Origin of the sequence: Micromonospora sp. AMSO12t (genome assembly GCF_008806585.1) — a bacterium.
Classification (GTDB): domain Bacteria; phylum Actinomycetota; class Actinomycetes; order Mycobacteriales; family Micromonosporaceae; genus Micromonospora; species Micromonospora reichwaldensis.
The window spans coordinates 1-10,546 of the sequence record NZ_WAAS01000229.1 but is presented as its reverse complement, the minus strand read 5'-3'; the positions used below and the strand labels follow the sequence as shown (position 1 = coordinate 10,546).

Below are 10,546 nucleotides of genomic sequence, written 5' to 3'. Positions count from 1 at the left end.
TGATCATGGCGAGATCGTAGGCGGTCGACGGTCGACCGATCAGCCGCCGCCGACCACGTCGCAGGGGTGGGTGTCGCCCGGGTCGTACGGCGTGTCCGCCAACTCGACGGCCTGGGAGTGCTCCAGGGCGAAGTAGACGTGGGCGCAGCGCGGCTCCACCGTGACCGCGTCGCCCGCCTCGATCGTCAGCTCGGTCCGCTCGCCGGAGTCCAGGTCGCGGAACACCGCCCGGAGCCGCCCGCTGATGACGTACAGCGTCTCCGTCTTGTGGGCGTGGTAGTGGTTGCCGCGCGGCCGGGCGGCATCCGGCCGGAACTCCAGGTACGCCAGGAAGCGGTAGGTGCCGCCGTTGACGATCTGGGCCAGCTCGCCGGCCGGCGACTGGATCCGACCGCCACCTTCCGGGATCGGCGGTGACGTCACCGGAAGCCGGCGGAGGCGTACCTTCTGCACCGCCCGATCGTAGGTCCCGCCCGGCACCGCCCGGCCCGCGACGCGCGCAACCCGCACCGGCGGCGTCAGCGGTGCCGCCTGCCCAGCCGCCAGCCCGCCGCCGTCCAGCACGCCCCCCAGAGCAGGAAGAACGGCGACCACAGCAGCAGGTCCCACCACGCCAGGTCGCGGGCCAGGGCGGCGTGCCCGACCGGCGGCGGCCGGACGCCGGTCAGCAGCAGCGCGTCACCGATGAGGCCGTGCCCCAGCACCCCGACCGCACGGGCGATCATGAGGATGCCGAGCGTCCAGGCGACCGCCAGCAGCAGCCGGCGCGGCAGGGCCGCCGGCCAGGGGCGCAGGGTGGCCAGCGCGACCACGACGCCGACGACCGCGGCGGCGGCCAGCACCCAGTGGCTCGCCACGAACAGCGGATCACGGGCGAGGAGCCGTTCGCGCAGCTCCGGCGGGAGCGGATCCTTGTCGGCCAGCGCGTTTGCCCCCAGCGCCTGCGCGAGCTTCATCGCCCCGTAGGCCGACGCGCATGCCGCCGCGCCGTACGCGCCCACCCGCGCCCGGTCAGTGCGCGGCACGTCTCGTCACCACCACGTAGGACCGGATCATCGCCACGAGCAGCCCGATCATGACGAGCCCGAGGACCCCGTGGTACCACTGCCAGCCCACGCCGAGGCCCACGAACCCGTCCACCACCATGATCGTCGCGCCGGCCCCGACGGCCAGCAGCATGCCCGCCAGCGCCAGCAGCATCAGGGGCCTCGGCACCCGCCGCCCCGGCGCCGTGACCGTGGCGAGGGCGAGGCAGGCGCCCGCCATCCCCGACGCGGTCGCCGACCACTGCGCGGTCGCCACCCCCATCACGTCGCGGGCGTAGCGTTCGTGCTCGGCGGCCGGGACGACCGGGCCGCCCGGGAAACCGAGCCGGGATTCGAGGGCGAAGGCGGCCTTGCCCACGGCGTACGCGAGGAAGAGCACCGCCACCGCGTAGGCCGGCCATCGCCGCGCACCGGAAGAAGCATCCATGCTCCCGACGCTAGGCCCGACGGACCCCGCGCCGACTCCCGAGCGCGAGGGGACGCCCTCCCCCGTGGGAGGGAGCGCGGGCGGCCGCGCGGCCGCTGCGGCGGTGGTGGCAGGGGCGGCGGTGACGTGCAGAGGGCTGGCCGGTGGCACGTGCGGGCGCGCCTCCATCGGTGATCATCGCGGCGTGGAGGCGCGCCCTACCGACAGCGTCGGCCGTGGAGCGGATCCCGTGCGACCCGCTCCAGTTGCCAATATTCCGTAGTTGCCAAGAGTTTGCAATAAGGCATACTGATCGGAAGATCGTTCACTCGCGAAAGGGTCCCCATGGCCGTCTACAAGCTCCCCGACATGCCCTACGACTACGGGGCGCTGGAACCCGCCATGAGCGGTCAGATCCTGGAGCTGCACCACAGCAAGCACCACGCGGCGTACGTCAAGGGCAGCAACGACGCCCTCGACCAGCTCGCCGAGGCCCGCGACAAGGGCGACTACTCGGCGCTGGTCGGCCTGGAGAAGACCCTGGCCTTCAACCTCTCCGGGCACGTCCTGCACTCGATCTTCTGGAACAACCTCTCCCCCGATGGCGGCGACCGCCCCGACGGCGAGCTGGCCGCCGCCATCGGCGAACACTTCGGCTCGTTCGACGGCTTCGCCGGGCAGCTCTCCGCCGCCACGAAGAGCGTGCAGGGCTCCGGGTGGGGCGTCCTGGCGTGGGAGCCGCTGGCGCAGCGCCTCATCGTCGAACAGGTCTACGACCACCACGGCAACGTCGGGCACGGCTCCACGCCGATCCTGGTCTTCGACGCCTGGGAACACGCCTACTACCTCCAGTACAGGAACGTGCGCCCGGACTACGTCGACCGCCTCTGGGACCTGGTCGACTGGGCCGACGTCACCCGACGCTTCGACGCCGCGCGGGCCGCCGGCAACCCGCTCACCGTGACGCCCTGATCCGGCCGACCGCTGACCGGGTCGTGCTCCCGCTACCGTTCCCACCATGACGGTGGTGCGCTCGATCCTGCTGTTCCTGCTCGCCGCGCTCGCCGAGATCGGCGGGGCCTGGCTCGTGTGGCAGGGCTGGCGCGAGCACCGGGGGCTGCTGTGGGTGGCGGCGGGGGTCGTCGCCCTCGGCCTCTACGGCTTCGTCGCCACCTTCCAGCCCGACCCGAACTTCGGCCGGATCCTGGCCGCCTACGGCGGCGTCTTCGTCGCCGGCTCCCTCGCCTGGGGCATGGTCGTCGACAAGTTCCGCCCCGACCGCTACGACGTCGTCGGCGCGGCCATCTGCCTGGTCGGGGTCGCCATCATCATGTACGCCCCCCGCAGCGGCTGAGATGACGGTGACTGCCACCTTCGGCGACGCGCCAGCCACCTGCGTGACGGCGGTCGCTCACCCTCAGTGCGGTGACCGCGTCTCCGGAACCCGGGGAGGGCAGTCGACGGACACCGGGGCGATCTCGCGGGGCCCGCTGCTCTGTCGTGTGACGTCGAAACGGACGCAGATGTTGTAGTGCGTCTCCTCGCCGAGCCAGGTGTCCGAGGCGGCGCCCACCATCGCCACCTCCACCCTGGCCAGTAGGCCCACGCCGTGATCGTCAGGATCGTGGACCGACGAGGCGAGCTGCTCGCCCCCGGTCAGGGCGACGAGCCGGTCGAGCACCGACTCGTTGCTCGCCCAGCCGCTCAGGCTGTGCGAGTCGGTCGCCCACGCCTCGGTCTCGTGGGCGATCTGCCCGGCCCTCTCCAGGACGCGGTCCCGGGCCACGTCGTGGCCCGAGCGGGCGCAGCCGACGCAGGACAGTGCGACGAGGCAGGCCAGCAGACCACCGCGCCCGACGTTGCCTGTCGCCCGCCGCAGGGCCGAACCGAATGCCTGTCGACCACCGCTGTGCCGTGACATGACGTAAGGAGATCAGCGATCCCGTCGTCAGGCATCCGTCCGGGTACTCAGAAGAAGCAGCGTCCCGCCATGCGCGACCCCACGGTCGGCATCCGGCTCGGCGGCAACGGCGTGCGCGCCCTCAGTACGGCTGGCCGCACACCTTCCAGGCCCCATCCTCCTTCACCAGCCTGAACGTGTGCTGGTTGGTGAAGCCGCTGCCCAGCGTCAGGGCCATGTTCACCGTCGCCGACGTGCGGCCGTTGACGCTCGACACGTTGACGCCGTTGACCTTGTGACTGTGGATCCTCGGCTGCTGGGCGACACCCTGGGCGAACGCCTCCCTCGTGTACCCGCCGCGCGTGTCGCCGCACAACAGCTCGTACGCCGCGTCCGGATCGCCGGCCTCCAGGTGGCTCACGAACGACTCGGCGGCCTGCCGCGCCGGGTCCGTCGCGCCCTTGGCCCCCTTGTACAGGAAGAAGCCGCCGATGCCGGCGCCGCCGCAGCACAGCACGACGACCACGCCGACGACGATCAGGACGGTGCGCAGCGTGCGCCGCTTCGGCGGTTGGGGCACCTGGTACGGGTGGGTCATGGTTCATGACGGTAGGGGATGCGAGCAATGGAGCACTCGTCTTCATGAGGTCTCCCCAGCGGGTCTGGCACGCCCGGATGGTCACCGCGCTGGTGAACCGACTGACGGATCAGGCACCGCCTGGCATCGAGGTCGACAGGGAGATCACGATTCGACTCGACAGATGGAATCGTCCCGAGCCCGATCTCCTGGCCACGACGGCACCTTACGATCCGTCCCGGACCTTCTACACGCCTGAGGAGACTCTTCTGGTCGTGGAGGTGGTCTCTCCGGAGTCGGCCCACCGCGGTCGGACGGTCAAGCTGCGCAAGTACGCGGAAGCCGGCATCGCCAACTACTGGCGCATCGAGGAGGAGGATGGATCACCGGTGGTCCACGCCTACGAACTCGACGGTCCCACTCGGTCCTATGTGCCGACCGCAATTCATCGACACGAGCTGCGCACCACGACGCCGTTCACGATCGAGCTCGATCTGAATGGGCTGGTGCCCGGCCGCAAGAGCTGAGCCGGGCCCCGACTCCGTCAGAGGGTGAACCGGATCGTCACTACACGTTGAAGCGGAACTCCACCGCGTCACGTCGTGGAACAACGTCTGCGGCGGCCTCCGAATTCGACCGTATTGCGTCGTCGAGCATTGTCAGGAGGCACTCGGCTGGCGCCGCCGTAGCCAGTCCGGGCCAGGGGGCGGTGGGACCCGCAACGGTCCCCGCCGATCACGGATGTACGTCGGGTAGTCCGAGAAATGTCGACGGCGGCTCAGGTAGTGCGGGTAATGGTCGAAGTGCCAACGGCAGGCGTCGATGAACTCCGAGTGGTCATCGAGCCCGAGGCGGGCGCAGACGAGAGCGAACTCGTCCAAGCCGGCCAGCATCTCGGCGCACTGCGCGGGCGTTGCGCCATCGGCACCCCAGAGCACACCGGCCGGAAGCTCGTGAATCGAGTAATCCAACCATCCGCGGTCATCGCGGTAGCGCTCCCGATCGGCCTCAGCCGAGACGACCACCAGGCTACCCCTGCCTTCGGTCGTTTCCATCCCGTCCGGCAGCGCCACAGTGATCTCATCACCGTCGATGCTTTCGGCTTCCACCTCTATCCAGAGCATGATGGGGAAGCGCGAATCGGCCGTCACATGCAGAGACGTCAGGACGGGGACCTTCTCAATGATCCGGTGATCCTGCCCGCGGACGTCGCGGACAGAAATCTCAACCCAGCCAGGAAAGTCGTCCGAGTGCCAACACACCATCACCGCCCTAAGCTTCACCACATGGCGAAGTTTAGGCGGCAGACGTTGGACCGGAATCAGACATTGAAGCGGAACTCCACGACGTCGCCGTCCTGCATGACGTACTCCTTGCCCTCGATCCGGACCTTGCCGGCGGCCTTGGCCGCCGCCATCGAACCGGCCGCGACCAGGTCGCCGAAGGAGACCACCTCGGCCTTGATGAAGCCGCGCTGGAAGTCGGAGTGGATGACGCCCGCGGCCTCCGGCGCGGTCGCGCCGACCGGGATGGTCCAGGCGCGCGCCTCCTTGGGGCCGGCGGTGAGGTACGTCTGGAGCCCGAGCGTGCGGAACCCGACGCGGACGAGCTGGTCCAGGCCCGGCTCGTTCTGCCCGATCGACTCCAGCAGCTCGCGGGCCTCCTCGTCGGGCAGGTCCACCAGCTCGGACTCGATCTTGGCGTCCATGAAGACGGCCTCGGCCGGGGCGACCAGGGCGCGCAGCTCGTCGAGGAACTCGGCGTTGCCCAGCTCGGCCTCGTCGACGTTGAAGACGTAGAGGAAGGGCTTGGTGGTGAGCAGGTGCAGCTCGCGCAGGTGCTCCAGCTCGATGCCCGCGTCCTTGGCGCCCGAGTAGAGGGTGACGCCGGTGTCGAGCAGCTCGACGGCCTGCTTGGCGGCGGTGACGGCGGCGGCCCGGTCCTTGCGGAGCTTGGCCTCCTTCTCCAGCCGGGGCAGGGCCTTCTCCAGGGTCTGGAGGTCGGCGAGGATCAGCTCGGTGTTGATCGTCTCGATGTCGTCGGCCGGGGAGACCTTGCCGTCGACGTGCACCACGTTCGGGTCGGAGAAGGCCCGGACGACCTGGCAGATCGCCGAGGCGTCGCGGATGTTCGCCAGGAACGCGTTGCCCCGGCCCTGCCCCTTGGAGGCGCCGCGCACCAGGCCGGCGATGTCGACGAACGACACGGGGGCGGGCAGCACCTTCTGCGAGCTGAAGATCTCGGCGAGCGTGTGCAGCCGCTCGTCCGGCAGCCCGACGACGCCGACGTTGGGCTCGATGGTGGCGAACGGGTAGTTCGCCGCGAGCACGTCGTTCTTGGTCAGCGCGTTGAACAGGGTGCTTTTGCCGACGTTGGGCAGGCCGACGATGCCGATGGTGAGACTCACGACGGGCCAGCTTACGCCGATGCCCCACACCCTTGACGAGGCAGGCCGCCACGCCCGACTGATCTTGGTACGGAACGGCCCCTCCAGGGGCGCTCCCGTACCAAGATCGACACGGAGGGCCGGGCCGGCCCGGAGGGTCGGGCCGGGGTCGGGTGAGGCGGGTCAGGCGAGCAGGCGGGGGGTGATCGGGGTCTCCCGGGCGGTGCCGTCGTCGGCGCGGCTGACCTCGTACGCCGAGGGGCCCTCGCGGTCCGCGACCGCCTCGACCAGGCGGGTGCCCCGGTAGAGCAGGCCGGTGCCGTCGTCGGTGCAGTGCGCGGTCGGCAGCACGCCGTCGGCGACCAGCTTGTGCATCAGCGGCCGGCGCTGCTCCTCGCTGTCGTAGTGCACGCCGTTGCCGTAGGGCAGCCAGCCCAGCCCGTCGGTGAAGCCGCGCAGGGTGGTGCCGAAGCTGTCGGTGGCCCCGCCGGCGTGCCAGCAGATCGAGCCGGCGGAGACGCCGCCGAGCACCACGCCGGCCTCCCAGCACTCGCGCAGGATCTCGCCGAGGCCGTGCACCCGCCAGACCGCGCAGAGGTTGGCGACGCTGCCGCCGCCGACCCAGATCACGTCCTGGGCGAGCAGGTGGGCGCGGACGTCGTCGACGTTCGGCATCGGGAAGAGCGCCAGGTGCGTCATCCGGAACCGGCTGCCGGCGAACGCCTCGTAGACCCGGGCGAGCGTGGTCGGCTGGTCCCCCTCGGCCTGGTTGAGGAAGCAGATCCTGGGCTCCGGCCCGGCCTCGGCCAACTCGGCGGCGAGGTCGAAGACGGGGTTGACCCGCCGGGGCCCGCCGTCGCGGCGCGGCGCGTAGATGCCCATGCTGGTGGCGAGGATGGTCGGTTCACTGGCGGGCACGGTCGTCCTTCCGTCGGGGTCGACTGTGCCCATCCTGCCCGAGGCCGCTCCCCTGCCGCCCAGCGCCCGCCACGCGGGCCCGCCACGGACGGTCGCCGGCCCGGGCCGCCCGCCGCCGCCAGGTCCGCGCCGCCGGTCAGCGTCCGCTGTCGGTGACCGCGCCCAGCAGCGTACGCAGCAGGTCGGCGAGGCGCCGCTGGTCCTCGGCGGGCAGCGCGTCGAGCAGGCGGCGCTGGACGGCCAGCCCCGCCTCGGCGGCCTCCTCCACCAGTTCGAGGCCGGCCGGGGTGAGCGTGACCTGGAGCCCGCGCCGGTCCGCCGGGTCGGGTGCGCGGCGGAGCAGTCCGGCGCGTTCCAGCCGGTCGAGTCGGCCGGTCATCCCGCCGGAGGTGAGCATCAGCGAGGCGGTGAGCGCCTTCGGTGCCAGCGTGTAGGGGGTGCCGGCGCGGCGCAGGGCGGCGAGCACGTCGAACTCGCCCCGGCTGATCGACCAGCGGGCGTAGGTGCGCTCCTGCTCGTCGCCGACGAGCCGGGCCAGCCGGTAGATCCGGCCGAAGATCGCCATCGGCTCGGGGCGCATTCCGGGCCGCTCGCGCTGCCACTGCTCGACGATGCCGTCGACGTCGTCCCGCTCGGTCACCCCCGGATTGTGCCGCACCTCGCACTCCCGCTTTCACTCGCCACAAAGTAGCTTAGTAGCAAGATACTTAGCAACAAGAGTTAGCGAGGAACCGTGGACCGACGCCGGCTCGACATCCTGCTCACCAGCGCCGCGCCGACCGCGTGGGGCACGACGTACCTGGTCACCAGCGAACTACTGCCGCCCGACCGGCCGCTCTGGTCCGGTGTGATCCGGGCCCTCCCCGCCGGCCTGCTGCTGCTCGCGCTGACCCGGCACCGCCCGCACGGCGCCTGGTGGTGGCGCGCGGCCGTGCTCGGCGCGCTGAACATCGGGGCGTTCTTCCCGCTGCTCTTCTTCGCCGCGTACCACCTGCCCGGCGGCGCCGCCGCGGTGCTCGGCGCCACTCAGCCGCTGCTGGTGGCGGGGCTGACGGTGCTCGTGCTGCACGAACGGCCCCACCCCCGGGCGCTGGCCGCCGCGCTCGCGGCGCTCGCCGGGGTCACCCTGGTCGTGCTGCGACCCGACGCGGGCCTCGACCCGACGGGCGTCGCCGCCGGGCTGACCGCCACCGCCGCGATGGGCGCGGGCCTGGTGCTGACCCGTCGCTGGGGCCGCCCGCCGGGCGTCGGCACGCTCACCGCCACCGGCTGGCAGCTCACCGCCGGCGGGCTGATGGTGGTGCCGGCGGCCCTGCTGGTCGAGGGGACGCCGCCCGTGCCCGACCCGCCGGCACTGGCCGGCTACGCGTGGCTGACGCTCGTCGGAACGGCGCTGGCGTACGCGCTGTGGTTCCGGGGCGCGGCCCGGCTGCCAGTCACCCAGGTGTCGCTGCTCGGGGCGCTCAGCCCGCTGACGGCCGCCGTGCTCGGCTGGGCCGTGCTCGGGCAGGCGATGACCGGCTGGCAGCTCGCCGGCTTCGCCGTGGCGGTCGGCGCCACCGTGGCCGGGCAGCTGCCGGGACGCCGGCCCGGACCAGTGGGCACCGCGCCCGGCGGGCCGGCCTGGCGTCGGTCGCGGGGACCGGCGGGTCAGTCGCCCGGCCCGATGGGTCAGTCGCGGGGACCGGCCTGGCGGGGAACCACGGCCTCGATCGGCAGTGCGCCGGGAGCCAACTCCCCGGCGGCAGCCAGCGGCAGGGTGAAGCGGGCCTCGGCGGCGGGACCGGCCGCGTACGACTCGCGGAGCATCCAGCGCACCTCGTCGGCCGTCCAGCCCAGCCCGGCGCGGCCGGCGATCTCCCGGACCAGGCGCAGCGCCACCCGGGTGTCGTCGTCGTAGAACCGCATGCACCAGTGGTGCACCCACATGCCCAGCGCGCGGAGGCCGTCGGCGTCGAGCGAGCGCACCAGCCGGCCGCAGGCGGTGTCACCGAACGCCCGCCCCGGGTCGCCGGCCCGGTCCCGTTCGATCGCGCCGACGGCGGCCGGGGCGACCGCGCGCATCCGCTCGTAGAAGCGCTGCACCACCGCGCCGTCCAGCGGAGGGTGCCCGTCCCGTGTCGACGCCGCCCGCCGACCCGCCACGCTCGCCATCGCCGCACCCCTTCTTGAGTTGGTGGCCGGACGGTACCGACCACAACCGACACTTTCGGCGCCGGGCGTCCGGTTCAGGCCCGCACGGCCACGTCCGATTCCCGCGAGCCAGGGGCGCCTGGCAGGGGCATCATCGGTGACGTGGAGTTGGACTTCGAGCGGTGCTACCGGGCGGTCGACAGCCGCGACCAGCGGTTCGACGGCTGGTTCTACACGGGCGTCACGTCGACCGGGATCTACTGCCGGCCGTCCTGCCCGGCGACGACGCCGAAGCGGCAGAACGTCCGGTTCTTCCCCTCGGCCGCCGCCGCCCAGACGGCGGGGCTGCGCGCCTGCCGCCGCTGCCGGCCGGACGCCGCCCCGGGCTCCCCGCAGTGGGACGTACGGGCTGACGTCGTCGGTCGGGCCATGCGGCTGATCGCCGACGGGGTGGTGGACCGCGACGGCATCCCGGGGCTGGCCGCCCGGCTCGGCTACACGGAACGGCACCTGCACCGGATGCTGCGGGCCGAGATGGGCGCCGGTCCCCTGGCCCTGGCCCGGGCGCAACGCGCGCAGACCGCCCGCACGCTGATCGAGACCACCGGGCTGGGCATGGCGGAGGTCGCGTTCGCCGCCGGGTTCGGCAGCGTGCGGCAGTTCAACGACACGGTCCGGGAGGTGTTCGGGGCGGCCCCGTCCGAGCTGCGCACCGCCGGCCGCCGGTGCCCCGCGCCGGGCGGGGCGGGCACGATCACGCTGCGGCTCGCGTACCGCCCGCCGCTGCACGCGGAGGCGCTGCTGGACTTCCTCGCGCTGCGCGCGCTGCCCGGCGTCGAAGAGGTGCGCGACGGGACGTACCGGCGGGGCCTGCGGCTGCCGCACGGCGCGGGTGAGGCGGCCCTGACCCCGGCGGACGGGCACGTGACGGCGACGCTGCGGCTGACCGACATGCGCGACCTCGCCCCCGCCGTGGCCCGCTGCCGTCGCCTGCTCGACCTCGACGCCGACCCGACCGCCGTCGACGGCACGCTCGCCACCGACCCGGCGCTGGCCGGGGTGGTCGCCGCCGAGCCGGGCATCCGGCTCCCCCGCTCGGTCGACGGCTTCGAGATGGCCGTGCGCGCGGTCGTCGGCCAGCAGGTCTCCGTCCGCTCGGCCCGCACCACCCTCACCCGCC

The 10,546-nt window shown here is 72.6% G+C and carries 14 protein-coding genes and 1 pseudogene; 5 read left to right on the top strand and 10 right to left on the bottom strand.

Annotated elements, in window-relative coordinates; genetic code table 11:
- Nucleotides 1-39: 39 nt before the first annotated feature.
- From F6X68_RS25440 to F6X68_RS25430, 3 genes are all read right to left on the bottom strand, one after another.
- Entirely contained in the window at nucleotides 40-453 is a 414-nt protein-coding gene (locus tag F6X68_RS25440; RefSeq protein ID WP_192581540.1) for a cupin domain-containing protein, read from the bottom strand.
- Between the two features lie 65 nt (nucleotides 454-518).
- The gene (locus F6X68_RS25435; RefSeq protein WP_225852419.1) at nucleotides 519-1,025 is read right to left on the bottom strand and encodes a DUF3995 domain-containing protein; all 507 of its coding nucleotides are present in this window, start codon (nucleotides 1,023-1,025) and stop codon (nucleotides 519-521) included.
- The gene (locus F6X68_RS25430; RefSeq protein WP_151456644.1) at nucleotides 1,012-1,473 is read right to left on the bottom strand and encodes a hypothetical protein; all 462 of its coding nucleotides are present in this window, start codon (nucleotides 1,471-1,473) and stop codon (nucleotides 1,012-1,014) included. The genes F6X68_RS25435 and F6X68_RS25430 overlap by 14 nt, the downstream gene beginning before the upstream one ends.
- A gap of 324 nt (nucleotides 1,474-1,797) precedes the next feature.
- On the opposite strand from F6X68_RS25430, the gene F6X68_RS25425 reads away from it, so the two are divergent.
- Together F6X68_RS25425 and F6X68_RS25420 are read left to right on the top strand one after the other, a co-directional pair.
- On the top strand, nucleotides 1,798-2,424 hold the full coding sequence (locus F6X68_RS25425) for a superoxide dismutase (RefSeq protein WP_151456643.1): 627 nt from the start codon (nucleotides 1,798-1,800) through the stop codon (nucleotides 2,422-2,424).
- 46 nt (nucleotides 2,425-2,470) lie between these two features.
- Nucleotides 2,471-2,806: a YnfA family protein gene (locus tag F6X68_RS25420; RefSeq protein ID WP_151456642.1), complete on the top strand. Its 336-nt coding sequence runs from the start codon at nucleotides 2,471-2,473 to the stop codon at nucleotides 2,804-2,806.
- 63 nt (nucleotides 2,807-2,869) lie between these two features.
- Here the strand turns inward: F6X68_RS25420 and F6X68_RS25415 are convergent, their stop codons facing one another.
- The gene (locus F6X68_RS25415; protein WP_225852418.1) at nucleotides 2,870-3,373 is read right to left on the bottom strand and encodes a hypothetical protein; all 504 of its coding nucleotides are present in this window, start codon (nucleotides 3,371-3,373) and stop codon (nucleotides 2,870-2,872) included.
- A 121-nt stretch (nucleotides 3,374-3,494) separates the two neighbouring features.
- Nucleotides 3,495-3,950 carry a DUF4878 domain-containing protein gene (locus F6X68_RS25410; RefSeq protein ID WP_151456641.1) on the bottom strand — a complete coding sequence of 152 codons (456 nt, stop codon included), beginning with the start codon at nucleotides 3,948-3,950 and terminating at the stop codon, nucleotides 3,495-3,497.
- Nucleotides 3,951-3,955: 5 nt separating this feature from the next.
- On the opposite strand from F6X68_RS25410, the gene F6X68_RS25405 reads away from it, so the two are divergent.
- Nucleotides 3,956-4,456 carry a Uma2 family endonuclease gene (locus tag F6X68_RS25405; protein WP_151456640.1) on the top strand — a complete coding sequence of 167 codons (501 nt, stop codon included), beginning with the start codon at nucleotides 3,956-3,958 and terminating at the stop codon, nucleotides 4,454-4,456.
- A gap of 132 nt (nucleotides 4,457-4,588) precedes the next feature.
- Here F6X68_RS25405 and F6X68_RS25400 read toward each other — a convergent pair whose 3' ends face one another.
- From F6X68_RS25400 to F6X68_RS25385, 4 genes are all read right to left on the bottom strand, one after another.
- The gene (locus tag F6X68_RS25400; RefSeq protein ID WP_151456639.1) at nucleotides 4,589-5,215 is read right to left on the bottom strand and encodes a hypothetical protein; all 627 of its coding nucleotides are present in this window, start codon (nucleotides 5,213-5,215) and stop codon (nucleotides 4,589-4,591) included.
- Nucleotides 5,216-5,250: 35 nt separating this feature from the next.
- Nucleotides 5,251-6,336: a redox-regulated ATPase YchF gene (gene ychF, locus F6X68_RS25395; RefSeq protein ID WP_132231020.1), complete on the bottom strand. Its 1,086-nt coding sequence runs from the start codon at nucleotides 6,334-6,336 to the stop codon at nucleotides 5,251-5,253.
- Nucleotides 6,337-6,498: 162 nt separating this feature from the next.
- Nucleotides 6,499-7,233 carry a peptidase E gene (locus tag F6X68_RS25390; protein ID WP_151456638.1) on the bottom strand — a complete coding sequence of 245 codons (735 nt, stop codon included), beginning with the start codon at nucleotides 7,231-7,233 and terminating at the stop codon, nucleotides 6,499-6,501.
- 136 nt (nucleotides 7,234-7,369) lie between these two features.
- Entirely contained in the window at nucleotides 7,370-7,873 is a 504-nt protein-coding gene (locus F6X68_RS25385; protein ID WP_225852417.1) for a MarR family winged helix-turn-helix transcriptional regulator, read from the bottom strand.
- A 93-nt stretch (nucleotides 7,874-7,966) separates the two neighbouring features.
- On the opposite strand from F6X68_RS25385, the pseudogene F6X68_RS25380 reads away from it, so the two are divergent.
- Nucleotides 7,967-8,734, top strand: a pseudogene (locus F6X68_RS25380) (EamA family transporter); the annotation flags it as partial.
- A 170-nt stretch (nucleotides 8,735-8,904) separates the two neighbouring features.
- Here the strand turns inward: F6X68_RS25380 and F6X68_RS34360 are convergent.
- A complete protein-coding gene (locus tag F6X68_RS34360; protein WP_225852416.1) occupies nucleotides 8,905-9,387 on the bottom strand; it encodes a hypothetical protein in 483 nt (160 codons plus the stop codon).
- Between the two features lie 141 nt (nucleotides 9,388-9,528).
- Here F6X68_RS34360 and F6X68_RS25375 point away from each other — a divergent pair.
- On the top strand, nucleotides 9,529-10,546 hold a 1,018-nt coding region (locus F6X68_RS25375; RefSeq protein ID WP_151456636.1), incomplete at its 3' end, for a bifunctional transcriptional activator/DNA repair enzyme AdaA.

Bases quoted from the DNA above. Each gene is read 5' to 3' on its own strand.
- F6X68_RS25430 (WP_151456644.1), bottom strand. From the start codon at position 1,473: ATGGATGCTTCTTCCGGTGCGCGGCGATGGCCGGCCTACGCGGTGGCG.
- F6X68_RS25425 (WP_151456643.1), top strand. From the start codon at position 1,798: ATGGCCGTCTACAAGCTCCCCGACATGCCCTACGACTACGGGGCGCTG.
- F6X68_RS25420 (WP_151456642.1), top strand. From the start codon at position 2,471: ATGACGGTGGTGCGCTCGATCCTGCTGTTCCTGCTCGCCGCGCTCGCC.
- F6X68_RS25415 (WP_225852418.1), bottom strand. From the start codon at position 3,373: ATGTCACGGCACAGCGGTGGTCGACAGGCATTCGGTTCGGCCCTGCGG.
- F6X68_RS25410 (WP_151456641.1), bottom strand. From the start codon at position 3,950: ATGACCCACCCGTACCAGGTGCCCCAACCGCCGAAGCGGCGCACGCTG.
- F6X68_RS25405 (WP_151456640.1), top strand. From the start codon at position 3,956: ATGACGGTAGGGGATGCGAGCAATGGAGCACTCGTCTTCATGAGGTCT.
- F6X68_RS34360 (WP_225852416.1), bottom strand. From the start codon at position 9,387: ATGGCGAGCGTGGCGGGTCGGCGGGCGGCGTCGACACGGGACGGGCAC.